At 70.3% G+C, this 26,041-nt stretch carries 25 protein-coding genes; 4 read left to right on the plus strand and 21 right to left on the minus strand.

All coding sequences use genetic code 11. The features are described 5' to 3' along the window. Positions 1-1,002: 1,002 nt before the first annotated feature. Together gmk and G4D85_RS39035 are read right to left on the minus strand one after the other, a co-directional pair. On the minus strand, positions 1,003-1,632 hold the full coding sequence (gene gmk / locus G4D85_RS39030; RefSeq protein WP_164019310.1) for a guanylate kinase: 630 nt from the start codon (positions 1,630-1,632) through the stop codon (positions 1,003-1,005). Next, positions 1,629-2,507, minus strand: a complete 879-nt coding sequence (locus G4D85_RS39035; protein WP_164019312.1) for a YicC/YloC family endoribonuclease — start codon at positions 2,505-2,507, stop codon at positions 1,629-1,631. Before G4D85_RS39035 ends, gmk begins: the two co-directional genes overlap by 4 nt. A gap of 84 nt (positions 2,508-2,591) precedes the next feature. On the opposite strand from G4D85_RS39035, the gene G4D85_RS39040 reads away from it, so the two are divergent. Next, positions 2,592-3,698 (plus strand): glycosyltransferase family 9 protein, encoded by a 1,107-nt coding sequence (locus tag G4D85_RS39040; protein WP_164019314.1) that lies wholly within the window; start codon positions 2,592-2,594, stop codon positions 3,696-3,698. Between the two features lie 3 nt (positions 3,699-3,701). On the opposite strand, the gene G4D85_RS50615 is transcribed toward G4D85_RS39040, so the two are convergent. The 11 genes from G4D85_RS50615 to G4D85_RS39090 all read right to left on the minus strand — a co-directional run bounded on the left by G4D85_RS50615 (position 3,702) and on the right by G4D85_RS39090 (position 15,363). Further along, positions 3,702-3,899, minus strand: coding sequence for a Trm112 family protein (locus G4D85_RS50615; RefSeq protein WP_338052935.1), 198 nt, complete (start codon positions 3,897-3,899; stop codon positions 3,702-3,704). Between the two features lie 3 nt (positions 3,900-3,902). Then, a complete protein-coding gene (locus tag G4D85_RS39045) occupies positions 3,903-4,391 on the minus strand; it encodes an adenylyltransferase/cytidyltransferase family protein (protein ID WP_164019316.1) in 489 nt (162 codons plus the stop codon). Continuing rightward, positions 4,388-5,401 (minus strand): bifunctional heptose 7-phosphate kinase/heptose 1-phosphate adenyltransferase, encoded by a 1,014-nt coding sequence (locus G4D85_RS39050; RefSeq protein WP_164019319.1) that lies wholly within the window; start codon positions 5,399-5,401, stop codon positions 4,388-4,390. The genes G4D85_RS39045 and G4D85_RS39050 overlap by 4 nt, the downstream gene beginning before the upstream one ends. Positions 5,402-5,432: 31 nt before the next feature. After that, positions 5,433-6,554, minus strand: a complete 1,122-nt coding sequence (lpxK, locus tag G4D85_RS39055; protein WP_164019321.1) for a tetraacyldisaccharide 4'-kinase — start codon at positions 6,552-6,554, stop codon at positions 5,433-5,435. Next, positions 6,551-7,114, minus strand: coding sequence for a YrhB domain-containing protein (locus tag G4D85_RS39060; RefSeq protein ID WP_164019322.1), 564 nt, complete (start codon positions 7,112-7,114; stop codon positions 6,551-6,553). Before G4D85_RS39060 ends, lpxK begins: the two co-directional genes overlap by 4 nt. A gap of 70 nt (positions 7,115-7,184) precedes the next feature. Next, entirely contained in the window at positions 7,185-8,213 is a 1,029-nt protein-coding gene (locus G4D85_RS39065) for a glycosyltransferase (protein WP_164019480.1), read from the minus strand. A 4-nt stretch (positions 8,214-8,217) separates the two neighbouring features. Further along, entirely contained in the window at positions 8,218-9,225 is a 1,008-nt protein-coding gene (locus G4D85_RS39070) for a glycosyltransferase family 4 protein (protein WP_164019324.1), read from the minus strand. Next, a complete protein-coding gene (locus tag G4D85_RS39075) occupies positions 9,222-10,505 on the minus strand; it encodes a 3-deoxy-D-manno-octulosonic acid transferase (protein ID WP_164019326.1) in 1,284 nt (427 codons plus the stop codon). The genes G4D85_RS39070 and G4D85_RS39075 overlap by 4 nt, the downstream gene beginning before the upstream one ends. Positions 10,506-10,526: 21 nt before the next feature. Beyond that, entirely contained in the window at positions 10,527-11,675 is a 1,149-nt protein-coding gene (locus G4D85_RS39080) for a PHP domain-containing protein (protein WP_164019481.1), read from the minus strand. A gap of 17 nt (positions 11,676-11,692) precedes the next feature. Then, the gene (locus G4D85_RS39085) at positions 11,693-13,477 is read right to left on the minus strand and encodes an ABC transporter ATP-binding protein (protein ID WP_164019328.1); all 1,785 of its coding nucleotides are present in this window, start codon (positions 13,475-13,477) and stop codon (positions 11,693-11,695) included. Positions 13,478-13,479: 2 nt separating this feature from the next. Next, positions 13,480-15,363, minus strand: a complete 1,884-nt coding sequence (locus tag G4D85_RS39090) for a DUF4388 domain-containing protein (RefSeq protein WP_164019330.1) — start codon at positions 15,361-15,363, stop codon at positions 13,480-13,482. Positions 15,364-15,421: 58 nt separating this feature from the next. On the opposite strand from G4D85_RS39090, the gene lpxB reads away from it, so the two are divergent. Genes lpxB through G4D85_RS39105 form a run of 3 tightly spaced genes read left to right on the plus strand, consistent with a single transcriptional unit; the run spans position 15,422 to position 17,938 of the window. Beyond that, positions 15,422-16,573 (plus strand): lipid-A-disaccharide synthase, encoded by a 1,152-nt coding sequence (gene lpxB, locus G4D85_RS39095; RefSeq protein ID WP_164019332.1) that lies wholly within the window; start codon positions 15,422-15,424, stop codon positions 16,571-16,573. Between the two features lie 18 nt (positions 16,574-16,591). After that, positions 16,592-17,296, plus strand: a complete 705-nt coding sequence (locus tag G4D85_RS39100; RefSeq protein ID WP_164019333.1) for a polyprenol monophosphomannose synthase — start codon at positions 16,592-16,594, stop codon at positions 17,294-17,296. A gap of 15 nt (positions 17,297-17,311) precedes the next feature. Continuing rightward, positions 17,312-17,938 carry a MarC family protein gene (locus tag G4D85_RS39105; protein WP_164019335.1) on the plus strand — a complete coding sequence of 209 codons (627 nt, stop codon included), beginning with the start codon at positions 17,312-17,314 and terminating at the stop codon, positions 17,936-17,938. Here G4D85_RS39105 and G4D85_RS39110 read toward each other — a convergent pair. From G4D85_RS39110 to bamA, 8 genes are all read right to left on the minus strand, one after another. Continuing rightward, positions 17,931-18,398 carry a hypothetical protein gene (locus tag G4D85_RS39110; protein ID WP_164019337.1) on the minus strand — a complete coding sequence of 156 codons (468 nt, stop codon included), beginning with the start codon at positions 18,396-18,398 and terminating at the stop codon, positions 17,931-17,933. The genes G4D85_RS39105 and G4D85_RS39110 overlap by 8 nt on opposite strands. Positions 18,399-18,424: 26 nt before the next feature. Then, positions 18,425-19,447, minus strand: a complete 1,023-nt coding sequence (locus G4D85_RS39115; protein WP_164019482.1) for an OmpA family protein — start codon at positions 19,445-19,447, stop codon at positions 18,425-18,427. 210 nt (positions 19,448-19,657) lie between these two features. Beyond that, positions 19,658-20,464 (minus strand): LpxI family protein, encoded by an 807-nt coding sequence (locus G4D85_RS39120; protein WP_164019340.1) that lies wholly within the window; start codon positions 20,462-20,464, stop codon positions 19,658-19,660. 27 nt (positions 20,465-20,491) lie between these two features. After that, positions 20,492-21,268 (minus strand): acyl-ACP--UDP-N-acetylglucosamine O-acyltransferase, encoded by a 777-nt coding sequence (gene lpxA, locus G4D85_RS39125; RefSeq protein WP_164019342.1) that lies wholly within the window; start codon positions 21,266-21,268, stop codon positions 20,492-20,494. Positions 21,269-21,292: 24 nt separating this feature from the next. After that, positions 21,293-21,754, minus strand: a complete 462-nt coding sequence (gene fabZ / locus G4D85_RS39130; RefSeq protein ID WP_164019483.1) for a 3-hydroxyacyl-ACP dehydratase FabZ — start codon at positions 21,752-21,754, stop codon at positions 21,293-21,295. Beyond that, positions 21,754-22,818: a UDP-3-O-(3-hydroxymyristoyl)glucosamine N-acyltransferase gene (lpxD, locus tag G4D85_RS39135; protein ID WP_164019344.1), complete on the minus strand. Its 1,065-nt coding sequence runs from the start codon at positions 22,816-22,818 to the stop codon at positions 21,754-21,756. Before lpxD ends, fabZ begins: the two co-directional genes overlap by 1 nt. A gap of 11 nt (positions 22,819-22,829) precedes the next feature. Continuing rightward, positions 22,830-23,390 (minus strand): OmpH/Skp family outer membrane protein, encoded by a 561-nt coding sequence (locus G4D85_RS39140; protein WP_164019346.1) that lies wholly within the window; start codon positions 23,388-23,390, stop codon positions 22,830-22,832. A gap of 107 nt (positions 23,391-23,497) precedes the next feature. Continuing rightward, a complete protein-coding gene (bamA, locus tag G4D85_RS39145) occupies positions 23,498-25,981 on the minus strand; it encodes an outer membrane protein assembly factor BamA (protein WP_240359767.1) in 2,484 nt (827 codons plus the stop codon). Positions 25,982-26,041: the final 60 nt, after the last annotated feature.

Here is a 26,041-nt window from a genome sequence, read left to right on the forward strand (position 1 = left end):
GCTGATTCATATCGGTGCTGCCGGCTGCGCTTCTCAGCGCGACCTGGCTGGCACCGTCAAAGAATTGACTGCGGTTTCCGCAATCTGTCTTCTACTTGGGCTTGCTATTTGGTTTTCAAAGACCGAGTCGCTTGTACCACCCGCGACTTTTTGTTACCGTTACTTCGTTTGCTGTCCGCCGTTTCCAACCGGCGGGGCTGCATCTTTTATTCGAGTCCGCATCCGCTGTCAACTTCGACTTTTGCGTCCTCGGGGCCTCCCGAAGTCCTCAGCGCCGCCCAGTGGCTTCCGCTGTTTTCTTTCGAGGGGGCGCGGCTTCTACCGCTTTGCCGCCGTCCCTGTCAACCGCTGCTTCGCTGACTCTCCCCTCCGAACCGTCCGCCCTGCTGCTGCTCGGGCTTTTTCTTCGTCGGGGGCGCGGCTTCTACTTCGTCGCCGCGTCGTGAGTCAACCTGCATCGTTGACCGCCGTATTCCGTTTGTCGGTGCTGCACCACGTCCGAAGTCCCTTCCGCGCCAGTGCGCGGGCTTCGTCGTAGGGGCGCGGCTTCTACCACCACCGCGTCTCGAGTCAACCGCTTCGGCCGACCCACTGCTTTTCTGCCCCAGCTCCGTCTCCCGTTGAGACGGCTACCCGCTCCATCCACCTTCACGCCCGCCGGTTCACCACCACCTGCTTCTCGACCATCTATGGAGCCGCCCGGACAATGTCAACTTCCTGTCACGAGCTTCCCTGACTGCCCCTGGACCCTGCAGAGGTACTCCTCGCGGAGCACTTCGGACATGGACTCACGGTCCTATTCGCTCTTGCACAGAAAGCCGATGCCCCAGGAGGCGCCGGAGTGACGGCTGCGTTCCGCCGTCAGGTGGGCGGCTTATCCACCAACCGACCCGGGCGCGCAAGAAGTTTGATTCTCGCCACTTGCGCACCCCGGAGGCCGCCGCTGCCGTCCGGGTGTTGGGGGAAACCACCCTCCCCCTCCGGACCATTCCCGCCCCGGCGTCAGCCTCCGTCGCCGAGCCCCAGCTTCGAGACATCCACCCGACCCCGACGGCAGCGCTCCGCCGCCACCACGGAGCGCAGCTCGCCGTAGGCCCGCTCGAAGTCGTCATTCATGACGATGTAGTCGTACGAGGCGATTCCCCGCTCTATCTCCGAGCGGGCAGCCAGCAGCCGGCGTCGGATGGTCTCGTCGGAGTCCGTCTGACGATCTCTCAGGCGACGCTCCAACTCCTCCATGGAGGGGGGCAGCACGAAGACGAGCACCGCGTCTGGGTGCTTGCGCTTGATGGCCTGCCCGCCCTGCACGTCGATGTCGAAAATGGCCACGCTCTTCCGGGCGCGGGCCTCGTCCACCGCGGCCTGGGGGCTGCCGTAGAAGTGGTGGTGGACCTCGGCCCACTCCACGAACTCGCCCCGCTCAATCTTCTGCTGGAAGGCGGCGACGTCGACGAAGTGGTAGTCCACCCCGTCGCGCTCCTTCCCGCGGGGCCGCCGCGTGGTGACGCTGATGGAGAAGACCGCATCCGGCGTCTCCTTGAGGAGCCGGTGGGCAAGGGTGGTCTTCCCCGCCCCGGAAGGCGCGGAGAGGACGAGCAACAGACCAGGCTGGAGCACGGTGGGCGCGTTCATTCGACGTTCTGCACCTGTTCACGGATGCGCTCGACCTCGGCCTTCATCGAGACCACGCGCGCGGAGATTTCCGCGTGCTGGCTCTTGGAACCGGTCGTGTTCACCTCGCGGTGCATCTCCTGCACGAGAAAATCCATTCGGCGGCCAGCGGGCTCGCTGCTGGACATGAGGGCTCGGAACTGCTCGAGGTGGCTCGCGAGGCGGGTGACTTCCTCGGCGATGTCCGTGCGCTCGGCGAAGAGGGCCACCTCCTGCGCCAGCCGCTGCGGGTCCACCGCCACACCGCGCGCGAGCTCGGCGATACGGTCCGTGAGCCGCTGCTGGTAGTCCTGCACGGCGCGCGGGGCGAACTGCGCCACCTCGCGGCTCCAGCCCTCCAGCAGCTTCAGCCGGGCGTCGAGGTCCGCGTGGATGGCCTCGCCCTCGATGAGGCGCATCTTCTCCAGCGCGGTGAGGGCCTGGTCCAGCGCGGCTTGCACCGCCGGAGTGGCGGACTCCACGTCCACGCCCTTCTCCTCCAGGCGGACGACGCCGGGCTGATTGGCCACCTGGGACCAGGCGACATCCCCCACGAGGCCCAGCTCCTTGGCCAGCTCTCGGAAGGCGCGCACGTATTCGCGCGCCAGGCCCAGGTCCACCGTGGGCACCGTGCCGGAGGCAGTGGGGGATTGCCGCTTCACCAGCAGCTCCACCGAGCCGCGGGCCAGCCGGTCCTTCACCTGCTTCGAAACCGTTGGCTCCAGTGACGAGAGCTCACGTGGCAGGCGCGCCTTCACCTCGCAGAACTTGTGGTTGAGCGAGCGCAACTCGACGGAGACCTCTTCGTCCCCCACGCGCGCGCGGCCTGCTCCGAACCCGGTCATGCTCTTCAGCATTGGGCGGTTGCTAGGGGCTTTCGGCGCCCAGGTCAAGCCGCGCGCTTGCACGGCTTCTGATTCTGTGTAGGGTCCGCCGCCGAGATGTCCTGGCACAAGCGGCTCGAGCTGTGGGCGAAGCTGGCGCTGGCACTCGTGGCGTCTGCCCTCTTCTGGCGCCCCGGCCGCCGTCGCCGTCCTGGAAGTTCCCTGTCCGTCCCCCGGAAGGTGCTGCTCGTGCGGCCCGACAACCGCGTGGGCGAGGCGCTCCTCACCACCCCACTGATGCGCACCCTCAAGGCGCATGTGCACCCCGCCCCCGAGGTGCACGTGCTCGTCCATGCGAAGGTCGCGCGGGTCCTGGCGGGACACCCGGATGCGGACTCGGTCATCGCGTTCGACCGGCGGCGGCTCTGGCTGGGGCCGTTGGCGCCCGGGCTCCAGGCCCTGCGCCGCGAGCGCTATGACCTGGTGGTGGACTGCGCCAACTGGGAATCCCCCTCGGTGACGAGCGCGCTCGTGGCCCGCATGGCGGGGCCCCTCGCGGTGGTCATCGGCCCGGACGTGTGGCCGGTATCCCGCCTCCACTCCCTGTCCGTGCCCGCCCGCACGGACACCCGGAACGAGGCCGTGCAGCGCACGCACCTGCTCACGCCCGTCACGGGAGGCACGGTGGCGAGGGGGCTTTCCTTCCGGGAGCCGGCCGTGGGGCCCGCCATCCGCGCGTATCTGGAGGCGAATGCCGGCACCGCCGCCGCGGTCATCAACCCGGGCGGGCGCCTGGGCCCCCGGCGGATTCCGCCCCAGGCCTTCGCCGCCGCCGCGCGGACGCTGCTGGAGCTGGGGCGCGTCCCCGTCGTCACCTGGGGCCCGGGAGAGGAGGAGCTCGCCCGCTCCGTGGTGGAGGCCGCGCCCGGGGCCCGACTCGCGCCGCCCACCAACCTGGACGAGCTGGCCGCCCTCATGCGCGCCGCGGGCTTCACCGTGTGCAACAACACCGGGCCCATGCACCTGTCGGTCGCCGTCGGGGCCCCCACCCTGGCCTTCTTCCTCCGGATGGACATGGAGCGCTGGGGCCACGCCTACGCGCCCCACCGCATGGTGGACCTCACGGCGCTCGTGGATGGCGCGGGCGGGCAGGGCCTGGAGGCCCGGGCCTCGGACGAGGTGCGCGCCTTCGCCTCGGCCCTGCGTGAAGCAGGTGGCCGGTAACGACTACTCCGGCTCCCGCTCAGGTGCGGTCCGAGACATGCGCTCGGGTACCATTCGCGGGATTCCGTCCTCCACCGGCCACGCGCACCGACAGCGAGGGCAGTGGACCTCGGAGAGGGCCTCCTGCTCGTGCACCGTGATCGGGCCCTTGCATCGAGGACAGCCCAGCACGGCCCTCAGCACCGCATCCAGGGGCGGCACGGGCTACTTCGTGCCCTCGCGGCCGAGGCGCCGGGCGAGCTCCGTGGTGCTGTGGTCCTTCGGGTCGCCGGACACCGCCGTGCGCCCGCCGTAGGCACGGACCTCGTCCCCCTCGGGGATGCTCTCCGGCGTGTAGTCCGTGCCCTTCACGTGCACGTCCGGCTTGAGGGCGCGGATGATGGCTCGCACGTTGGGCTCGTCGAAGACAATCACCCGGTCCGTGCAGGCGAGCGCGGCCACCAGCTCCGCGCGCTCTGCCTCGGGGATGTGGGGGCGCCCCGGGCCCTTATAGGCCCGCGTGGACGCGTCCGAGTTCACCGCCACCACCAGCACGTCCGCCAGTGCCCGGGCGCCCTCCAGGTAGCGCACGTGGCCCACGTGCAGCAGGTCGAAGACGCCGTTGGCGAGGGCCACCGTGCGCCCCTCGGCCCTCCAGCGCTCGCGCTCCTCCGCCACCTTCGCCAGCGGTTGGAGCTTCTCCAGGGTGTTCATCGCGCGCTCCGCAGCTCTTCGAGCAGCTCTTCCCGGGACACCGTCGCGGTGCCCGGCTTCTGCACCACCAGCGAGCCGGCCACGTTCGCCAGCCGCGCCGCCTCACCGAACGAGGCGCCTGCCGCCAGCGACAGCGCGAAGGTCGCAATCACCGTGTCTCCCGCCCCCGTCACGTCCACCGCCGACTTCGCACCGTGCACTGGGATGTGGTCCACCCCGCCCTCCGCGTCGAAGAGCGTCATGCCGTGCCGGCCTCGCGTCACCAGCAGCGCGCGGCACCCGAGCCGGCGCACCGCCGTGTGCCCCGCCTCCAGCAGGTCCGCCTCCGTGCGCACCGGCCTCCCGGCGAGCGCCTCCAGCTCCGGCTCGTTGGGCTTGCACACCGTCAGGCCCGCGAACGACGAGAGCGCATAGCGGCTGTCCACGCACACGGGCAGGCCGTCCGCCGCAAGCCGCCGCAGCACCTCGCGCACCTCGTCTCCGAGCACGCCCGCGCCGTAGTCGGACACCACCACCGCATCCGCGTCCCGCGCCGCCGCCTCCACCTGCTTGGCCAGCGCCTTGCGCATGCGCGGGGGCAGCGAGCCTCGCTGGCCCCGGTCCAGCCGCAACATCTGCTGGCGCGTGGTGCTCACCCCGCCCGCGAGGATGCGTGTCTTCGTCTCCGTCTCGATGCCGCGCCCACTCACCGCGTGCAGGCGGATACCGGCCTCATCGAACAGGCGGCGCAGCGAGCGGCCCATCTCGTCCGTGCCGAGCGCACCCACCGCCGTCACCTGCCCGGAGAGCGCCCGGACGTTGGCCGCCACGTTGGCGCCGCCGCCCAGCTTCACCTCGGCGGACTCGTAGCGGACGATGAGCACCGGCGCCTCACGGCTCACCCGGTCCGTCTGACCGTAGATGTAGTGGTCGGCGACCAGGTCCCCGACCAGCAGCACCCTGCGGCGCGCGAAGGCGAGCGGCAGGCGCGTGGGCGAAGACAACGAGCGAGCGGGCGAGACTGCGGCCATGGCGGCGGTTTGTCCCACAGCCCTCCGCGCCTCACAAGTCGCGCGGCACGTCCGCCAGCCCGAGCGCCCGGCGCAGGTGGGACTCGCCCTCCAGCACTTCCACCCCCAGCCGGACCACCCACGCCTCGAAACCCGGTGGCAGACGCACCGCGTCCTTCTCCGTCGTCACCACCCGTGCGCCCTGCCGGGCCGCTCGGGCCCCGACAGCGCGCAGTTCGTCTGCCGTGAAGCGGTGGTGGTCGGGGAAGAGGGCCGCGTCGCGAACCTCCGTGCCGAGTGACTGCAGGGTCCGCAGGAAGCCCCCCGGGCGGGCGAGCCCCGCCAGCGCGAGCACCGGCTGCCCGGTCAGCGCGGCCGTCGGATGGATCTGGCCCGAGGGCTCCAACCACGCCGTGGGCAGGTAGCGCGTACGGACCCGGGGGACTCCCGTGCCCTCGGGAAGGTCCGGGCCTGGAGTGACCAGGGCCGGGTTTGTCGGAACAGTTGGCGCCGTGGAGGACGCCCGCATCCAGAGCAGCGTGGCGCGACGCAGGGACGAGCGAGGCTCACGCAACGGCCCCCGGGGGAGCATGTGGCCATTGCCCAGTCCCACGGACTCGTCTACCACGACGAGGTCCTCGTCACGCGCGAGCCGGCGGTGCTGGAAGCCGTCGTCGAGCAGCACCGTGTCCAGACCGAAGTCGTCGCGCGCCCGCAGGGCCCCGGACACACGGTCCGCACCCACGAAGAGGCGCACCTGGGGACAGCGGCGCGCGAGCAGCAGCGGCTCGTCACCCGCATCCTCGACCGAGGGCAGGGCCTCCGCGCCGGTGAAGGTCAGCGGCTCGCGCGAGCCCCGGCCGTAGCCTCGCGTGAGGATGCCGACCTTGCGGCCCTCGCGTACCAGCAGGTCCGCCAGGTGGAGCACCGCTGGCGTCTTGCCCGTGCCCCCCACGTTGAGGTTGCCCACGGAGATGACGCGCAGGCCCTCCACACGCTCGGCGCGCAGCAGTCCTGAATCGTAGAGGGCACCTCTCAGGCGCACCGCCGCGGCATAGGTCCACGACACCGCCGTGAGCGGTGACAGGAGCGCACGGCGTCCCCATGGCTCGGGAGCGGGCGGGTAGAAGACCCGCTCGATGGCCGTAGGGGCTTCGGGTGTCGACGGATTCACGGCGGGGGAGACCTGACCTGCTCCGGTTGATGCTCGCGTAGCTCGTAGGTACAGCAGCGCGCCTGGTCCATCTCCTCGAAGACCTCCAGGTGGAAATAGAAGCCGTGGCCCGCGAACGTGTGGGGAAGGTGTTGGAGGAACTGCTCCAGTTGCGACTCCGTATAGCGCTGGGGGACACGCCACACCACGCCGTACGCCTCCTCCGGCTCCACGTAGGACATGCCGAGCCCATGCAGCAGTCGCACCGTGGTCTTCAGGTCATGCACGAGAGTGATGGTCAAGTCGTAGACCTGGTACCGGAACCCCTTCGCGTACATGCGCAGGTTCCGTTCGAGGGGAAATGCCGACCCGAACTCGTGCACACGTCCCGTCTCCCGGTCCACGACGAAGCCGCCGTTGCCCATCAACAGGTGCAGGGGATTCCCTGTCTCGAGGTACTGCTTGGGCTGGGCAAGGAAGTACCAGCCGAAGGGCAACTCTCGCGTCATGGACTCGATGAGCCCACAGTCTGGCCGAAGATGCGCCAGTGCGATGCGCAGGGCGTCTTTGTAGGTCAGCACGCTCCAGCCCTCCTACGCGCGCGGACCGCTTCCAACGGCCTCTTCCATTGCTCGGACGATAGTGCGGCGTTCACCAGGAGCGCCTCGCACGTGCATACAGCGCGAGTACCTCGTCCGCGATTCTCGCGTTCGTCGGATGGGCCACGGGAGCACGCTGGCCGGACAGCGCGGAGGAGACCACCGCCTCCGGTGTTGGCGTCGCCACCCTCGCATCCGCCAGGTCTGGCAACGCCCCCTCGTCCACCGCCACCACGCGCACTTCACACGCCCTGGCCTGCGCCGCGGCCCTCGCGCTCCAGTCGTTGCCCAGCCCGAGCAGCCACACCTCGTCCAGCGCCTGGAGCCAGCGCACGAACGCGTCGCCCTGCTGGTACCCCGCGAAGGTGACCGCGCCCGTCAGGCCGAGCTCCGAGACCTGACGCCGCGTCGCCTCCAGCAGCGCCCCGTCTCCCACGAGCACGAGGCGGGCCTCGGGCCGCTGCTTCCGGTAGAGGGCGAAGGCCTCCACTCCCACCGTGTGCCGTCGCGACGGTTGGAAGGTGGAGACCATGCCCAGCAACGGTGCCCCCGTGAGCCCCAGCTCGCGGCGCAGCGCCTGCCGGTCCTCTGCCGGGTGGAACCGGGCATCCACCAGCGCGGGCAGCACCTGGGCCGTCCGCCCCTTCTCCAGCAGCCGGGGCAGCAACACGCTGGCGGGCACCGTGTACGCGTCCGCCGCCGGCAGCGATGCTCGCAGCGAGCGCGGCGCGTGAAGGGAGCGGACCAGCACCGCTCCCCGGGGACGCCCCCACCGTGCCAGCAGGTGGTCGTGGCTGAAGTGCGAGTGCACCACCTCCACCTCGCGCTTCTTCAGGTGGCGCAGGTCGCTCCACATCCCCCAGGGCGGGGACTTCACGGACAGCTCCAGGCCGCCCTCGTCCAACAGCCCGAGCTCCCGGAACCGGGGGACCGCGGGCTCCTCCGCCGGCACGTCCGTGCGCCGCCGGTCCACCGCCACCATCACCTCGTGGCCGGCCTCGCGCTGCGCCAGCGCCAGCAACGCCACGTTCTCCGCCGGGCCGCTGAAGAACGGGCTCGCGAGCAGGTGGAGGATGCGCATCCGCTCACCGCCCCACCAGCGCTCGGTACAGGTCTCCCAGCGCTCGCGCTTCGTGCTCCACACCACAGCGGCGCCGTGCCTCCTCGGCCGCGTTGCGCCCCACCTCTCGCGCCCGCTCCGGCTCTCGCATCAACATGGCCAGCAGCTCGCGCAGCGCCTTCACGTCCCCGGGCTCGAAGAAGAAGCCCGTGCGCCCGTGCTCGATGAGTGTGTCCAGGTACGGCAGCTTCGACGCCACCACGCAGCACCCGGACGCCATCGCTTCCACGTGCACCAGCGAGTAGCCCTCCGCGTACGAGGGGTGGACCAGCACGCTCAGCCCCTGGTACCAGGGCTCGATGACCGACTGCTCTCCCGCCAGTGAGACGCGGTCCTCGATGCCCGCGCGCAGCCCGTTCACCCACTCCAGGTCCGCGCCCTTCGCCAGGCCCACCAGCACCGCGTGCCAGTCCGGGTTCCCGGGCAGCAGCGGGCGCACGGCTTCGAGGAAGTCTCCCTGCCCCTTCTCCTTCCGGATGCGCCCGATGACTCCAATGCCGTAGCGCCCACCCTGGCCGAGCCGGCGCCACGCCTCGTCCCGGTCCTCGGGTGGGTGGAACCGCGTCAGGTCGATGCCGTGCGAGATGACCGTCGATGGCAGCGCGATGACCTCCGCCACCTGCCGTGTCAGCGAGACGAGCGCGTCCGCTCCCCGGGCGATGAAGCGCGTGAAGCCGCTCGGAGCGATGGACGTATGCCTCGTGAAGACGAGCCTCACCTCACGGCCCAGCAGCTTCAGCACCATGCCCGCCAGCAGCTCGTTGTTCCGGTGCGCGTGCCACACCACCGGCTCCGTGCGGGCGCGGCGGAGCAGCTCGGGCCAGGTGATTCGCGGCAGGCCGTCGCTCAGGCCAGAGCCCATGACTCGCGTCTCCGAGCCCGTGTCGCGGGTGAGCGCGGGCACCACCGACTCCACGTGGCGCGTCACCCCCGTGTACCGCTTGTGGAAGTGCGGGTGGACGATGAGCGTCATCGCGGGTCCGGCCTCCCGTGGGGAAAGAGCGTCGTCATCGCTTCGGCGTTCCTCTCGCTCGCTCCGGAAATCCGTCGCACCGTCGCCTGGGCCTGCTCGCCCAGCGTCGCGAGCCGCTCCGGCGAGGCCAACAGCTCCGCGAGCGCCGCATGCAGGGCCTCGCCGTCCGCGACCTGCTGCCCGCCGTGTCCCGACAGCAGCTCCACGCTGTCCCGGAAGTTGTCCATGTGCGGCCCGTACAGCACCGGCTTCCCCTGCCCCGCCGGCTCCAGGATGTTCTGCCCGCCCCGCTTCGTGAACGAGCCTCCCACGAACACCACCGTCGCCAGCCGGTAGGCCCTCGACAGCTCACCAATCGTGTCCAGCACCGCCACCTGCCCACGCTCGGGGTTGCCTTGCGAGCGCAGCCCCACGCTCAACCCCTGCTCACGCGCCAGCGTCACGATGCGCGCAGCCCGGTCCACGTACCTGGGCGCGATGACCAGCCGCAGGTCCGGCCACCGCTCCAGCAGGCGCCGATACACCCGGAGCAGCACTTCCTCCTCGCCATCGTGCGTGCTCCCGGAAATCCAGACGCGGGCACCCGGCTCAAGTCCCAGCGCGCCGCGCAGCGTGTCGTCCTCGCGCACGGGGCCTCCCGCCAGGGAGTCGAACTTCGTGTTGCCCGTCACCGTCACCCGCTCCGGCCGCGCGCCCAGGCTCCTGGCCCGCTCGGCCTCCTCGTCCTGCCGCATCAGCAGCAGGTCCAGGTCCCTCAGCGGGTTGTCGATGAGCCGGAACAGCCAGCGGTACTTCTCCAGATTCGCCGGGGAGAAGCGCCCGTTCGTCATCACCACCCGCGCCCCACCCCGCTTCGCCGCGCGGATGAGGTTGGGCCAGATCTCCGTGTACTCCAGCACCAGCACATCCGGCCGGATGGCCCGCACCGCCCGGCGCGTCGCGCCCCAGAGGTCGTAGGGCACATACACCACCCCGTCGATGTCCTTCGCCAGCCGGCCCTTCGCCATCGCGTAGCCGCTGTCCGTCATCGTCGACAGGATGAGCTGGCACCCCGGGAAACGCGCACGCAACGGACCGAACATCGGGGACAGCGCCAGCAGGTCTCCCGCGCTGGCGCCGTGCAACCACAGCACCGGGCCCTCGCCGCGCGGGGGCAGGCTGCCCGGGCCGTAGAAACCCAGCCGCTCCTTCAGCCCATGACGCGTCTTCCGGTGCAGCGAGAGCACCGGGAACAGGAGCGCGAAGAGCGCATAGCTGGCGAGGATGTACAGGAGGCGCATGGACGGGTCTCGCGCCCTCTATCAGATGCCCGGCCCGCGCGGCACCACACGGACGGGGCTCGGGACTATCCAGGGCCGCCACTCCGTCCCGAAGAAGCGTCCCGGCCCCCGGGCCCACACCTCCACATGAACCACGCCCTCTGCCGTCAACTCCACGGACCTGCCGTCCGGACGGAGGCGGCCGTCTCCCCATACCTCCACCCGCACCACGTCCTCCTCCGGGTTGCCAGGCAGGCGCACCTCCAGCACATCGCCCACCCGGGCCTCGCGCCGCTCCGGGTCCAGGCCTTCCAAGGCGAAGCCCGCGGGCTCGCCCAGCGCGCGGAAGGCGCACACCGCGCGTCCACTCCCGAGCGCCCGTGACACCCGGGCCGCGGCTTCGGCCGCGTCCGTCGGCAGGGGCGAGGGCACCAACTCCGGCGGCAGATACATGGCCAGGGATTCGAAGACCGCTTCGTATGACGGCAGCCCGTGCGCGTCGTGGGCGCAGAACGCGATGTGCGGCCTCTCGCGCGCGAGCTCGAGGAAGCGGGCTCCCGGCTCGGGCTCGGGGGAGACAAGCAGCATCACCCCGTGCCCGGGGTTGCCCAGATACGCGCCCACCGCGGGCAACAGCCGGCTCACCGGGCTGCGCACCGCCTGACGGAAGAAGGTGTCCGCCGAGTACAGCTCGAAGCCGGGGGCCTCGCGGGCGCTTTCCTCGTCCTTCCAGGGGTTGCGCTGCTGCACCGGGTGCGCGAGCACGGCCGTGCCCCCCGCCGCCGCCACCGCCTTCACCGCGTCTCCTGGCGGCATCCACGGGCGTACGCCTTCCAGCGGACGCTCCATGCCGAACGCGGCGAGGTGCCCCTCGGACGTGGAGATCTCCACTCCGGGCACCAGCAGGACTCCGTCCACCCAGGCCGGTGCGGGTGGCTTGAAGTCGTTGTGGTCGGTGAGCACCACGAAGTCCAGGCCCGCCGTCTTCGCCGCGCGCGCCACCTCCCCCGGCGTACCCCGCCCATCCGAGCGCGTGGTGTGCACATGGAAGGCGCCGCGCACCCAGGTCGGGGCGCCCGCCTTCGGCAGCACCACCGGGTAGCGCGCGCATGAGGCCGGCATCGCGAACAGGCCCGCGATTCCCAGCAGGAGCAGCAGGGTGCCCAGCACCGCCTGGACTCCCTTCGCCACCACCGTCCGGAACCGGCTCACGCCGCGCCCTTCTCTAGCGGGCCTTCCGTCTGCAGCTTCCACAGCGACGCGTAGCGCCCACCCCGCTGGAGCAGCTCGGCGTGCGTGCCGCTCTCCACCGCGCGCCCCGCCTCCATCACATGGAGCACGTCCGCGTTCACCACCGTGGACAGCCGGTGCGCAATCACCAGCGCCGTGCGTCCGGGCAACACCGCCGCCAGCGCCGCCTGCACCTCGCGCTCGCTCTCCGGGTCCAGGCTGCTCGTCGCCTCGTCCAGCACCAGCACCGGCGCCCGCGCCAGCACCGCCCGGGCGATGCACAGGCGCTGCCGCTGCCCACCGCTCAGCGTCACCCCGCGCTCGCCGATGCGCGTGTCGTAGCCCTCCGGCAGAGCGCGGATGAAGCCGTCCGCGTGCGCCACCCGGGCCGCCGCCTCCACCTCTTCCCGCGTGGCGTCCGGCCTCGCGTAGCGCAGGTTGTCCAGCACCGTGCCGTGGAAGAGCAGCGGCTCCTGCGTCACCAGCGCGAACTGCTCGCGCACGCTCTTCGCCGTGTACCGGTCCGCGTCCACCCCATCCAGCAGCAGCTGGCCCTTCTGGGGCCGCTCGAAGCGGAGCAGCATCGACGTCACCGTGCTCTTGCCACCGCCGCTACCGCCCACCAGCGCCGTCACCTGCCCCGCCTTCAGCTCCAGCGTCAGGCCGTCCAGCGCGACGCGCTCGCCATAGGAGAAGCGCACGCCCTCCAGCACGAGGTTCCGGGACAACGGCGGCGCCGGCACCGCGTCCGGCGCGTCCTCCACCGGGTGCTTCAGGTCCAGCAGCTCGAAGAGGCGCTCTCCCGCCGCACCCGCCTGCACCGCGAACTGCGTCACCCGGCCCAGCTCCTTCACCGGCTGGTACACCAGGATGACCGCCGTCAGCAGCGACAGCAGCGCCTCCGGCGGCATCAACCGCGCGCCCGCCGCGTAGGCCAGCGCTCCCGCCAGGGCCGCCGCCGCGAGCACCTCCATCAACCCGGGCACCGCGCCCCGCGCCCACGCCGCGCTCACCAGCGCCTTCTCGTGCGCCCGCGCGTGCGCCGAGAAGCGGGCCAGCTCCGCCTCCTGGCCGTTGAAGGCCTGGATGGTCCGCAGACCTCCCAGCCCCTCGTGAAGCTGCCCCGCCAGATTGCCGAGCTGCGTCTGCCCCTCACGCGTGCGCTTCAGCACCTTGCGCATCAGCCGCGACGCCGGCAGCGCCGCCAGCGGCACCACCAGCAGCATCACTCCGCCCAGCAGCGGGCTCATGGACAGCGCCACGCCCGTCAGGATGATGGCCTGCAGCGTGTCCCGCAGGTACGCGCCCACCGTGTACATGGCCGCCGCTTCCACCGCGGTGACGTCCGACGAGAAGCGGCTCAGCAGGTCGCCCGTCCGCTGCCGCGCCAGCTGAGACGGCGACAGCGAGGTGAGGCGCACGAACAGCTCGCGTCGCAGGTCCTTCGACACGCGCTGCGCGAACATCCCCATGAAGTAGAACTGCGTCAGGTACCCCACGCCCTTCGCCGCCCCCACCACCAGCATCAATACCGGGAAGCCCCACAGCGCCGCCTCGCGAGGCAGGTCCGCCAGCCAGGGCACCCGCTGCGCACTGGCAAAGCCCTCCTGCCCTCCCGACAGCAGGAAGCGCAGTGCCGGCCCCGTCAGGTACGCGTACGCCCCCACGGCCAGGCCCACCACCGCCGAGCCCACGAAGGCCACCACGAGCAAGCCCACGTGCGGGCGCGCATAGCGCAGCAACCGCAGCAGCACGGGAAACATGACTACCGTCCCACCTTGCGCAGCGCCGCCTTGGCGAGCTGCGAATAGGGGTTGTACTCCAGCACCTTGAGCAGCTTCTTGCGCGCCAGCGGCGCGTCCCCCAGGTCCGTGTCGATGATGGCCGCGATGATGTGCAGCCGCTCCACGTACGGCCCCAGCGAGAGCGCCTTCTTCAGCACCTTCTGCGCCTTCTGCGCACGCACCAGCAACGCCCCCGGCGCCGCCTGGTACGTGGCCCAGGCAAGCCAGGCGTAGTACTCCGGCTCGTTCGGGTTGTGCGTCACCGCCTCCTCGAACGCACGCATCGCCGTGGTGAAGTCCAGGCGCTTCAGCGCGGACTCGCCCCGGCGCAAGGCAATCTCCGCCTCCACCACCACCGCCGTGTTGCGCCCCACGTCCAGCCGGCTGAAGAGGTACTGGAGGTACGCCTTGCGCTTCTCGTCCACGCTCAGCACGCGGTACGAGGCCGACAGCTTCTCCTGCACCGACTCCAGCAAGTCCCTCAGGTCCAGGATGTCGTACTCGGCATACGTGTCGGGGTGAAAGCGCATCGCCGTCTCATGGTACGCGCGCTCCACCGCCTCCGTGTCCGCGGCGATGTCCAGCCCCAGGCTGCCGAAGTAGCTGCGAGTGATGATGCGGACCGCCTCCTCGCGCAGGGACGCCGCCGTCTCCAGCGGGAGCGCCTTGCGCTTGCGCGGAGCAATCCGGTCCGGCAGCACCGCGTTGGACAGCACGTCCGTCCCCGTGGCCACCGGTGTCGGGGAGAACGTCACCCCACCCGTCAGCTTGAGGAACCACAGCAGCGACACCGCCTTGCCCAGCTCCCCGCGGCCGTGCGCCAGCAAATCCCTCAGCACGATGCGGCCGTTGACCTGCATGGCAATCTTCAGGTCATCCGTGTCCAGCGCCATCGGCTGCAAGTCTCGGCCGAACTCGGACGAGCGCACCGGGTACTCGCCCAGGTTCCCTCGCAGCGAGGCCGCCATCACCTTCAGCGGGAAGCACCGCCGCGCGCCCGCCAGCACCGGCGCCAGGGGCGGCACCTCCACCGAGGCCACCTCGGCGGTGAACTCGTCACCCGAGTAGAAGGCGTAGCGCCCCTCGCGCATGCCCAGCACCCGCTCCAGCCGCTCCCGGGTGTAGTCGCGTAGCAGCTGCAACAGCTCCTCGCCCGCCGCCTCCACGCCCGCGTCCGCCAGCGCCGCGCCGATGCGCAGCCCGGACGCCAGCGCCTCCACCACCCGCTCCGACTGCGGCACGGTGAGGACCTTGCGGTCCACCAGGAAGCGCGGCAGCGAGTCCGCCTTCGACGAAGAGTCGTAGCTCACCGCCCCGCCGCGCAGGAAGTACACGCGCCGGCTCAAGTCCCGGTGCGCCGCCACCAACACGCCGTCGCGGCGCAGCCGGTAGAGCGAGTGGAGCAGCCCCGGCAGCGGATAGCCCCGCAAGTCACCCGAGTTCACCGCGGGCTTCGACAGCGTGGCCGACAGGCCGGTGGCCGGCACGGCCTGCGCCGCGCGGACCAGCGCCTCCAGCCTGGGCACCAGCTCGCCCGGCTTGAGGGGGTCCGCGATGTAGGCGTTCACCTTGAGGTCCAGCACCGCCGCCACGCCGCGCGCCCGGCCCAGGTGCCCCTTGTCGATGGCGACAATCGGCACCCTCGCACCCTGGCTGTGCGCCCGGATGAGGTGCACCACGTGCGCACCCTCGACGCGGGGCAGGTCCACCGCGAGCACCACCACCGCCGGGTTGTCCGCCGCGAAGTGCTCCATCGCCGTCACCGGGTCATTCACCGCGCGCACGGTGTACCCGGCCTGGGAGAGCAGGCCCTTCAGGTGCTCGAGCGTGGGGGGATGGCTCTCGGCGAGCAGAAGCGTCTTCAAGGCTGCCTCACTCTACACCTTCACCCGCTCCCGCATCAGGTACGATGCGCGCCCCTTCATGACGCCCCCGCCCCGCATCCTCGTCGTGGCCGGCGAGGCCTCCGGTGATACCCACGCCGCCGAGCTCGTCGCCGCCCTCCAGGCCCGCCGCCCGGACCTCACCTTCTTTGGCATGGGCGGCCCGCGCCTGGCCGCTCGGGGGGTGGAGCTGCTCTTCGACGCCCGCGAGGTGTCCGTCATGGGCATCACCGAGGTGCTCCCCCGCATCCCCCGCATCCTGCAAATCCTGAAGGGGCTGGCCAACGCCGCCGCCGAGCGCCGCCCGGATGTCGCCATCCTGGTGGACATCCCCGACTTCAACCTGAGGCTGGCGGAGAAGCTCAAGGCCCTCGGCGTCCCGGTCGCCTACTACGTCTCACCCATGATCTGGGCCTGGCGCCGGGGGCGGGTGCGCACCATCAAACGCCTGGTGGACCGGATGCTCTGCATCCTCCCCTTCGAGGAGGCCTTCTACCAGGAGGCCGGGGTGAGCGCCCGGTATGTGGGCAGCCCGGTGGTGGAGCAGGTACCCGCCCCGGACAGCCCCGCCGTCTTCCGCGAGCGCCTGGGGCTGGCGAAGGACGCCCCCACGCTCGCACTGCTGCCCGGCAGCCGGATGAGTGAAATCCGACGTCTGCTGCCCACCATGGTGGACGCGGCGAAGCGCCTCGCCGCCGAGCGCCCCGGGCTCCAGGTGGTGGTCCCCGTGGCCTCCACCATCCCCCGCGAGGAGGTGGAGTCCCGCTTCGCGGGCAGCGGCCTGTCCCCCATCCTGATTGAGGGGCGCGCCCCGGAGGTGGTGGGCGCCAGCGACGCGGCGGTGGTGGCGTCGGGCACCGCCGTGCTCGAAGCCGGACTGATGCAGCGTCCACTGGTGGTCGTCTACCGCGTCTCGCTCATCACCTACTGGGTGGGCCGGCTGATGCTGAAGGTGGCCTTCGTCTCGCTGGTCAACCTGCTGGCCGGCCGGAAGGTGGTGCCGGAGCTGCTCCAGGGGGAGATGACGCCCGAGCGCATCGCCGACGAGGTCCGCCGGGTATGGATGCCGGGGGCCCCCCGGGAGGAGATGCTGCGGGGGCTGGCGGAGATGCGCGGCCGACTGGGGGAGACCGGGGCCGCCACCCGAGCCGCGGAGGCCGTACTGGAGCTGCTGCCCCCGCGCCCCGTTTAGGGTATGTCCGGCCGGGTCATGAACCCTGCCCTGGTCTGCATCCCCACGTACAACGAGCGGGAAAACATCGAGGCCATCGTCCAGGCGGTGCTGAAGGCCGACGCCCGCGTGGACATCCTCGTCGTCGACGACAACTCGCCCGACGGCACGGGGCAGCTCGCCGACGGGCTCGCCGCGAAGGACTCGCGCGTGCGGGTGCTCCACCGCGAGAAAAAGGAGGGCCTGGGCCGCGCGTACCTCGCCGCCTTCCGCTGGGCCCTGGCCCAGGGCTACACGTACATCCTGGAGATGGACGCGGACTTCAGCCATGACCCGCGCTACCTCCCCGGCTTCCTCGACGCGGCCCAGGCGGGCGCGGACCTGGTGCTGGGCTCGCGCTACGTCACCGGCGGCGGCACCGTGAACTGGGGCGTCGGGCGGCAGATCATCAGCCGCGGCGGCAGCCTCTATGCCCGCTCGATTCTGGGCGTGGGCATCCGGGACCTCACCGGCGGCTTCAAGTGCTTCCACCGCCGGGTGCTGGAGTCCATCGACCTGGATGCGGTGAAGAGCACCGGGTACGCGTTCCAGATAGAGCTCACCTACCGCACCCTGAAGAAGGGCTTCACCGTGCGCGAGATTCCCATCGTCTTCGAGGACCGGCGCGTGGGCCACTCGAAGATGAGCAAGAAGATCTTCGCCGAGGCCCTCACCATGGTGTGGAAGCTGCGGCTCAAGGTGTAGCCCGGGGGGCGTGCCATGACGGGCTATCTGTCGTTGTTCCTGATGTCGCTGTCCGCGGTCTTCTTCGTGGTGGACCCCATCGGCGTGGTGCCGTTGTTCCTGGCGATGACGGCCGGGGACTCGCAGGAGAAGGTCCGCCGCACGGCGATGCGCGCGTGCATGGTGGCGTGCGGGATGATGCTGTTCTTCGCCCTGTTCGGCGGCGTCATCTTCAAGGTGTTCGGCGTGTCGCTGGGCGCCTTCCGCGTGGCCGGCGGCATCCTCCTGCTCATCACCGCGCTGGACATGCTCCGCGCCCGCCCGTCCGAGACGCGCACCACCCCCACCGAGGAACAGGAGGGCGTGGTGAAGGAGGATGTGGCCATCGTCCCGCTGGCCATCCCGCTGCTGTCGGGGCCCGGCGCCATCGCCACCGCCATGGTGCTGATGGCCAGGGGGGACTCGCTGACGTCCGCGATTCCGGTGCTGGCCGCCATCATCCTGACGTTCGTGGCCAGCTACTTCATCCTCCGCGCATCCGGGATGATTCAGCGCGTGCTGCGCCAGTCCGGCGTCGCGATTGTCGAGCGCGTCATGGGCCTCATCCTCGCCGCGATTGCGGTGCAGTTCATCGCGGACGGCGGCAAGGAGCTGCTCAGATAGGGCCGGGGGCCGCCACCCAGGAGGGGCCGTTGCGCTTCACCAGTCCCTGGGGCTTGCCCTCCAGGGTGAGTTGCTCCGGGCCCGCGCGGCGCGCGTCGTAGGCATAGCCGTCCTGCACCTCCTGGAGGTACACGACGACGGCGTCCAGCACGTTCTCCTGCACCACCTGGAAGGTGTCGTCCCCGCAGAGGGGCTCGTCGCCCTCGAAGAAGCGCTCCAGCATCGACTCCTCCGGACGGCGCACGTAGACGACCACCGGCGTGGGCTCCTCGCGCCCCTCCGAGGCCAGCTCGCTCACCAGCCGCGACGGCGTCGGCTCCTTCAGCACCGAGCGCACCAGCTGGCACTTCTCGGCCTCCGCCTCGCGCTTCACGGCGACAGGCGCCTGGTGCGCGCAGCCCGTGCTCCCCAACAGTCCCAGCCCCAGCGTCACCCAGGCCACCCGGTGGAATCGGCTCATCCGTCGTCTCCTCAAGTCGAATCCCGTCACAGCTTCCGCCACCGAGGAGGATACGGGGCCTGCTGAAGCACCGGATCCTCCACGGCGATGATGTACTCGGCGCGACGGTTGCCTGCCTCCGCCGTCTCGTCCGGCGTCGCCACCGCCGGCGACTGCTCGCCGAACCCCTCATAGAACACCGGCACGCGGAGGCCCCGCTTCCGGAAGTAGGTGGCCAGACTCTTCGCCCGCTTGAGCGACAGCTCGCGGTTGTCCGTCGTCGGGCCCACCGTGTCCGTGTGGCCCAGCACGTACAGCCGCAGCGCCGCGAAGCGTCCGTACTTCGCCAGTGACTCGGCGATGAGCGCGTGGCTCTTGTCCAGCTTGCTGCGCTCGGCCGCCGGCACGTCCGCGCTGCCCGAGGCGAAGTTCACCTCCTCGTGCGGGATGTCCACCTGCCAGGGGAAGAGGTCCAGCCCCATGTAGAACTCCGCGGTGTCGAAGGCCTTGAGCGAAATCTTCATCACCCGCCCCTCCTCCGCCGGCCACTTCAGCTCCAGCGGCGTGCCGGCCGCCTCGCCCTTGAAGGGCACCTCGCCGTCGAAGGCCTTCTTGCCGGTGTCCATCAACACCGTCAGGTCCACGCGGCCCGCCGGCCGGTTCAGCGTGAAGCGCAGCCGCCGCCCCGCGACGTCCACGTCCTCCTTGCGCACCTCCAGCTTCAGCGGGCCGTACAGCTCCGTGTCGAAGGACAGCGGCAGGGTGCCGGCTTCCGCGTCCGGGAAGCGCACCACCAGCTCCCCCTCGTAGTGGAAGCGGCCCTCGGGCTGCTCCAGCTCAATCCTCCGGACGATGCCCGGCTTGCCCCCACCCTTCACCTCCACCACCTTGCCGTCGCTGCGCTTCAGCTTCACCTCGAAGCCGGCGATGGGCTCCTCGATGTGGATGAGCAGCGTGGGCAGCTTCTCCCCCAGCGCGGCCCGGCCCTCCAGTGAAGCGCGGATGGCGTCCGCGAGCGCGGGGAGCGGCGAGCACAGGGCCAGACAGAGCAGCAGCAGACGGGGGTTCATCACGCGGCGTCGACCTCCGGCGTCACGAGCAGCGGGCCAACAGCAGCCCACCTGTGCGCATTTCCTCCGCGGCAGGGTAGGCCGAGGCTCCCGTCAGCGAAACGTCCCTGGGGGTGGACGTTGGAGGTGCGACGGTATTCACCCACTCCAGGGCTCCACGGAGAAGCAGCCAGGGAGGCAAGCCGCCCCCGCCCAGCCGCCCCAGGGCCCTCAGGGCACGCCGACAATGGTGATGCCAGCCGACTCGGCCCCGGCGAAGAGGGCGGGTGCGTCCAGCAGCACCGTGCGCCCTACCTCGAGCGCCAGCACCCGGGCGCCCACTTCCTTCATCACGTCCAGCGTGCGGGGGCCCACCGCCGGCAGGTCGAAGCGCAGGTCCTGCTGCGGCTTGCAGCGCTTCACCACCACGGCGCCACCTCCGCCGCCCAGCTTCCCGCCGCGGCGGATGGTCTCGTCCGTGCCCTCCACCGCCTCCAGCGCCAGCACGTGGCCGTTGTGCACCACCACCGTCTGGCCCACGTCGGCCTGGCCCAGCAGCACCGCCACCTCGCGCCCCAGCGCCACGTCCTTCTCCTGCGCCGGGTGGAGCTTCGGGCCCGCGAGGTGTCCCGCGGGGCACAGCACCTCGCCGAGGAAGTCCGTGGGGGCGATGATGGTGACGCCGCGCTGCTCGAAGTCCGCGGCCACCGCGCGCAGGAGCGCGTCGTCACGGAAGCTGCGCAGCCGGGAGATGATGCGCACCGCGCCCAGGTCCGGCCGGGCCTCCGCCAGCGCCCGCACCCGGCCGATGCCGCCCGCCATGGCCGCCTGCTTCACGCCGGCCTCGCGGAACGCCTTCTGGATGCGGTCCACCTGCCCCACCCGCACCCAGGTGAGCAGGCCCACTTCCGAGGCCAGCGCCGGGTCCGTCTCCCCCCGGTGCGCCACGGCCACCACTTCCAGGCCCCGCGCCCGCGCCGCGCGCGCGAAGAGGAAGGGCAGCTGGCCGTTGCCTGCGATGAGGCCGATGCGCTCCACCGCCGACTCCCCTTCCGCGCCCACGCGTTAGCGCGTCAGCCCGCGCTTGCTCTGCAGGACGAACTCGATGAGGTGGTCCACCTCGGAGTGGCCACTCAGCTCCGTGCGCAGCCGCGCCAGCGCGTCCTGAAGCCCCAGCTTGGAGCGGAACAGGATGCGGTGGGCCTCCTTGATGCGCTCAATCTGCTCCTTGGAGAAGCCGCTGCGCTCCAGGCCCACGGTGTTCAGGCCCACCAGCTCCGCGCGGTCACCCTGCGCCGTGGCGTAGGGGGGGATGTCCATGGTCACCATGGCGCCGCCGGAGATGAAGGCGTGCTTGCCCAGGCGGGTGAACTGGTGCACCGCCGCCAGGCCGCTGATGATGACGTGGTCCTCCATCGTCACGTGGCCCGCCAGCGCGGAGCCGTTGCCGATGCGGCAGCCGTCGCCCACGACGCAGTCGTGCGCCACGTGGCAGTTGGCCATGAAGAGGTTGCCACTGCCGATGCGCGTGCTGCCGCCGCCGCCCGCCGTGCCCTTGTGCAGGGTGACGAACTCACGAACCGTGTTGTCGTCGCCCAGCACCAGCTCCGTGTCCTCGCCCGCGTACTTCAAATCCTGCGGGTCCGCTCCCACGGAGGCGAACTGGAAGATGCGGTTGCGCGCGCCCAGCGTCGTGCGCCCCTCGATGACGACGTGAGGGCCGACCCGCGAGCCCTCACCCAGCGTCACCTGGGGACCGATGACCGAGTAGGGCCCGACCTCCACCGTCTCGTGCAGGCGGGCGTCGGGATGGACCACCGCGGTGGGATGAATCTGAGCCATTTCCTCTCCTATTACCGGCCGCGGTCAGGAAGCCGCGCTCTCGTCCGCCTTGGCGTTCTTGTCCACCACCGTGGCCAGGAACTCGCCCTCGGACACCTTCACGCCTTCCACCAACGCCGTGCCCTTCGTCTTCCATACCGCGCCCTTGTGGCGCAGTACTTCGATGACCAATTGCAGCCTGTCGCCGGGCACCACCGGCTTGCGGAACCGCGCGCCGTCCACGCCCATCAGGTAGGTCACCTTCTGGGCAGGGTCCATGTTCTCGCTCTTGTAGGCGAGGATGGCGGACGCCTGCGCCAGCGCCTCCAGGATGAGCACGCCCGGCATCACCGGGTGGCCGGGGAAGTGGCCGTTGAAGAAGGGCTCGTTGATGGTGACGTTCTTGTACGCCGTCAGCTTCTGGCCGGGGACGATTTCCACCACCCGGTCCACCAGGAGGAACGGGTAACGGTGCGGCAGGAGGTTCTGGATCTCCAAGATGTCCATCATGCGCCCTTCTCCTTCTCGAGCGTCTCCACCCTGCGCCGCAGGGCGCGAACTTCCTTGAGCAGGTCCGCCACCTGCCCCGCCGCGGCGCTGGCACGGAGCCAGTCCCGGTGGGGCACCGCCGGACTGCCGCTCACCACCTGCCCGTCCTCCACGTCATGCGCCACACCGGACTGGGCGCCGACCTTGGCCAAATCACCCACGCGGATGTGGCCCACCACGCCCACCTGCCCCGCCAGCACCACGCCGGTGCCAATCTCCGCCGAGCCGGACACGCCGGCCTGCGCGCAGATGAGCGACAGCGGGCCCACCTTCACGTTGTGGGCGATCTGCACCAGGTTGTCGAGCTTCGTGCCGCGGCCCACCACCGTCTCACCCACCGTCGCGCGGTCGATGCAGGTGCAGGCCCCCACCTCGACGTCGTCCTCGATTCGGACGATGCCCACCTGGGGAATCTTGAAGTGCTCCGGCCCCTCCGCCCCTTCCGGGTTGAAGGCGAAGCCGAAGCCGTCCGCCCCCACCACGGCCGAGGCATGGAGGATGACGCGCGCGCCGAGGATGCAGCCCTCGCGCACCGTGACGTTGGGATACAGGACGCAGTCCTCGCCCACCTGGGCGTGCTCGCCCACGTAGGCGCCGGGGTACAGCACCGTGCGCGCGCCCACGCGGGCGCCCGCGTCCACCGAGGCGCCCGGCAGCACCGAGGCCTCCGGGTGGACGGTGGCCTCCGGGTGCACCCACGCGCCGGGCCTCACGCCCGGAGCAGGCCGGGAGGCCGGGTGGAACAGCCGCAGCAGCTTCGCGTAGGCAAGGTGCGGGTTGGGCACCCGGACCAGCGCCACCCCGTCGCGGGGCGGCGTGTCGGCCCCCACCAGGACGGCGGAGGCGCGGGAGGCCTCGAACTGCTTCCGGTAGCGGAGGTTGCCGTAGAAGGACACGTCCCCCGGGCCGGCTTCCTCGAGCCCGTTGAGTCCGTGGATGAGCAGTCCGGAGTCGCCGAGGAGCTCACCGCCCACATGGGCCGCGAGCTCCCCGAGCCGGCGGGGGTTCGAGGGAGTCTGCACGGGTTGACGGACTACTTCTTGGTCGGGGCGTCCTTCGCCACCGACGTCGAGGGCTTCTTCGCGGCGTTGTACGCGCGAATGACCTCGTTGGAGATGTCATGCTGCGAGCGGGCGAAGACGATGCCCGAGTCACGCTTGTCCAGCACGAAGGAGAGGTCGTCCCGCTCGGCGATGGTGGAGATGACCTGGTCGATCTTGTTGATGATCGGCTCCATCTCCTGGCGCTCCTTGTTGGCGGCCTCGGCCCGGCTCTTCTCCCACTTCTGGGCGAGGACCATCACCTTGCGCTGGAGCTCGCCCTCCTTCTGGGCCTTGGTCTCCGGGCTCATGGCGCTCGCCTGCTTGTCCAGGACTTCCTTCTCCTTGCGGAGGGCGTCCTGCTCCCGGTCGATTTCCTTCTGGCGGTCGTCGAGCCACTTCTGGAGGCGGCCCTTGGCGGCCTTGCCGTCATCCACCTCGAGCAGGACGCGCTGCAGATCCACGAAGGCGATCTTCTGCTCGGCCGAGGCGGCCACCGGCAGGGCGAGCGAAACGACGGCGGCCAAGGCCGCGATGGTGGTGCGAAGCGACATGTTCAGCAGCTCCTCGGGAAGGTTACAGGCTCCGACGTCAGGTCCCCGGGCTTGTTCAAAAGCCCCCCGCCGGGAGATGGAGCCGGGAAAGTCGGGGCAAGGGCTTATCAGAAGAAGTTGCCGATAGTGAACTCGAACAGGATGTTGTCGTCTTCCGGTCGCCTGGTGAGCGGGATGCCCCACTCGAAGCGGAGGGGGCCAATCGGCGAGAACCAGCGGAAGCCGAAGCCCGCGGCGTGGAAGAGACCGAGCGGCAGCTTGTCCTGTCGGTCCTGGAAGAAGCGTTCATTCGTCGCGAAGGAGTTGCCCGCGTCATAGAAGAGCACGCCGCGCAGGCCGGCCTTCTCGAAGATGGGGAACTCCAGCTCGAAGTTGAAGACGAGCTGCTTGTTGCCGCCCACCAGGAAGTCCGTGACGCTGGCGTCCGGGCTGCCCGAGCGGGGCACCTTCACCGAGGGGCTGATGCTCCGCAGGTAGTAGCCGCGGACGCTGTTGATGCCGCCCACGTAGTACAGCTCGGAGATGGGCAGCGGCTTGTCCTGGTCCAGCTGCTGGATGTAGCCAATGGTGGCGTTCGTCTTGAAGACGAAGCCCAGCGGCATGGGGAAGTACAGGCGCGAATAGGCGGTGTACCGGTTGAAGAGGAAGGTGCCGCCCAGGAGGGCGGGGGCCGTCTCCAGCGAGCCGTAGTGGATGAAGCCGCGCGAGGGGAACAGGCGGTTGTCGCGCCGGTCGAACGAGAGCGACAGGCGGGCCGCGCTGGTGACACCGGACAGGAACTGGTTGGCCAGCAGCACCGCACCCAGGTTCTGCCCCGCCTCCACGTCCACCCACTCACGCGAGTAGCCGATGGTGCCCAGCAGGTCGTCGATGAACTGGTAGCCGATGGAGGCGCTGCCACCGGTGGAGTTGCGGATGAAGCCCTCGTAGTCCGCCTGGACGCGGAAGAACTCCGCGGACAGCAGGTAGTTCGTGTCCAGGAAGTACGGGTCGTAATAGGACAGCTGCACCAGCGAGCGCAGGCCTGAAATCTGGGCGGACGCGGAGACGCTCTGGCCCCAGCCCAGGAAGTTGTTCTGGGAGATCTGCGCCGTGAAGATGAAGTTCTCCACGTTGGAGAAGCCGAGGCCCACCTGGAAGGTGCCGGTGGCCTTCTCCTTCACCTCCACCTGCAGGACGATGGTGTCATCGGCGCTGCCGGGGCGCTGGGTGATTTCCACCGTCTCGAAGAAGCCCAGGGCGGTGACGCGCTCGCGGCTGCGGCGCACGCCGGTGCCGCTGTAGAGCTCGCCCTCGTACACGCGCAGCTCGCGGCGGATGACCTTGTCGCGCGTCTTGCTGTTGCCGATGACGTCGATGCGCTCAATCGTGACCTGGGGGCCCTTCTGCACTTCGAAGGTCAGGTCCACCGTCTTGTTGTCCGCGTTGACGGAGGTGACGGGGTTGATGTTCGCGTAGGCGTAGCCGCGGTCGTAGTAGACGTCCGAGACGGAGAGGATGTCCTGCGACAGCTGGGTGCGGTTGAAGCGGGCGCCCGTGCGCGACTTCATCAACTGCTGCATCGTCGGCTTGGACACATCCGGCAGCAGGTCGCCGCCGAAGTCGATATTCCCGATGTCGTAGGGCTCGCCCTCGACGATGCGCATCGTGATGTAGATGAAGCGCTTGTCGGCGGAGAGCTGGACGGTGGGCTTGTCCACCCGGACGTTGATGAAGCCGCGGTCGAAGTAGGCGTACTGGATGACCTGGAGGTCGCGCTCGAAGGCCTCCTGGCGGTAGGTGCCCTCGCCAGTGAAGAAGGAGAGGAAGCCCCCCTCACGGGTGATCATCGTCTCCTTCAGCTCTTCCGGAGAGACCTTCTCCGCGCCGATGAAGGAGATCTGCTTCACCATCACCTTGGCGCGCTCGTTGGTGACGAAGACGACGTCCACGGCGCCGGGGGTGCCCTCGACGGGCTTCAGCTCGTAGGTGACCTCGGCGAGGAAGTAGCCCTTCTCCACGTACTTGGCCTGGATCTTCTGCACGCTGGAGCGCACGGTCTCCATGTCCAGGATGGTGGCGGGCTTGACGTCGATGTCCTCCTTCAGGTCCTCCTGGCTCAGCTCCTCGTTTCCGCGGAGCTGCACGAGCCGGATGATGGGCCGCTCCTCCACGCGGACGACGTAGGCCACGCCCCGGGGCAGCCGCTGCACCAGCAGCTCGACGTTCTGGAAGTAGCCCAGGGCCCACACGGCGCGCAGGTCCTGCGCGCTGTTGCCGGGCGTCAGCGCCTGGCCCACCTTGGTGCGCAGGGCGCGGCGGATGGCCTCGGCCTCCACGCGCTTGTTGCCCTCGACACGAATCTCCGCCACCCGGTTCTCATCGTCTTCGGAGACGGGGGCGTCAGGAGGAAGCTCGGCCTCGGGGGCCGGGGCCGGGGTGCCCGCATCCGCGGGCGCCTGCGTGGCCGAGGGAGAGGTCACCGCCGGAACGGGCGCGGGAGCGGGCACACCTCCGTCCACCTGGGCCCGGACGCGTCCGGGCACGAGGGAGAACAGGGCGACCGCCAGCAGCGGGAGCAGTGACTTGCGCGACAGAACGGGGAGCCTCAAGGGGAGAACGGCCAGGAAAAGGCGGGGCAATGTACGGGAAGGGGCGCGAGTCCCTCAATC

It is taken from the genome of Pyxidicoccus trucidator (assembly GCF_010894435.1).
GTDB lineage: Bacteria > Myxococcota > Myxococcia > Myxococcales > Myxococcaceae > Myxococcus > Myxococcus trucidator.

Bases quoted from the DNA above. Each gene is read 5' to 3' on its own strand.
- gmk (WP_164019310.1), bottom strand. From the start codon at position 1,632: ATGAACGCGCCCACCGTGCTCCAGCCTGGTCTGTTGCTCGTCCTCTCC.
- G4D85_RS39035 (WP_164019312.1), bottom strand. From the start codon at position 2,507: ATGCTGAAGAGCATGACCGGGTTCGGAGCAGGCCGCGCGCGCGTGGGG.
- G4D85_RS39040 (WP_164019314.1), top strand. From the start codon at position 2,592: ATGTCCTGGCACAAGCGGCTCGAGCTGTGGGCGAAGCTGGCGCTGGCA.
- G4D85_RS39045 (WP_164019316.1), bottom strand. From the start codon at position 4,391: ATGAACACCCTGGAGAAGCTCCAACCGCTGGCGAAGGTGGCGGAGGAG.
- G4D85_RS39050 (WP_164019319.1), bottom strand. From the start codon at position 5,401: ATGGCCGCAGTCTCGCCCGCTCGCTCGTTGTCTTCGCCCACGCGCCTG.
- G4D85_RS39065 (WP_164019480.1), bottom strand. From the start codon at position 8,213: ATGCGCATCCTCCACCTGCTCGCGAGCCCGTTCTTCAGCGGCCCGGCG.
- G4D85_RS39070 (WP_164019324.1), bottom strand. From the start codon at position 9,225: ATGACGCTCATCGTCCACCCGCACTTCCACAAGCGGTACACGGGGGTG.
- G4D85_RS39075 (WP_164019326.1), bottom strand. From the start codon at position 10,505: ATGCGCCTCCTGTACATCCTCGCCAGCTATGCGCTCTTCGCGCTCCTG.
- G4D85_RS39085 (WP_164019328.1), bottom strand. From the start codon at position 13,477: ATGTTTCCCGTGCTGCTGCGGTTGCTGCGCTATGCGCGCCCGCACGTG.
- lpxB (WP_164019332.1), top strand. From the start codon at position 15,422: ATGACGCCCCCGCCCCGCATCCTCGTCGTGGCCGGCGAGGCCTCCGGT.
- G4D85_RS39100 (WP_164019333.1), top strand. From the start codon at position 16,592: ATGAACCCTGCCCTGGTCTGCATCCCCACGTACAACGAGCGGGAAAAC.
- G4D85_RS39105 (WP_164019335.1), top strand. From the start codon at position 17,312: ATGACGGGCTATCTGTCGTTGTTCCTGATGTCGCTGTCCGCGGTCTTC.
- G4D85_RS39110 (WP_164019337.1), bottom strand. From the start codon at position 18,398: ATGAGCCGATTCCACCGGGTGGCCTGGGTGACGCTGGGGCTGGGACTG.
- G4D85_RS39115 (WP_164019482.1), bottom strand. From the start codon at position 19,447: ATGAACCCCCGTCTGCTGCTGCTCTGTCTGGCCCTGTGCTCGCCGCTC.
- lpxA (WP_164019342.1), bottom strand. From the start codon at position 21,268: ATGGCTCAGATTCATCCCACCGCGGTGGTCCATCCCGACGCCCGCCTG.
- fabZ (WP_164019483.1), bottom strand. From the start codon at position 21,754: ATGGACATCTTGGAGATCCAGAACCTCCTGCCGCACCGTTACCCGTTC.
- G4D85_RS39140 (WP_164019346.1), bottom strand. From the start codon at position 23,390: ATGTCGCTTCGCACCACCATCGCGGCCTTGGCCGCCGTCGTTTCGCTC.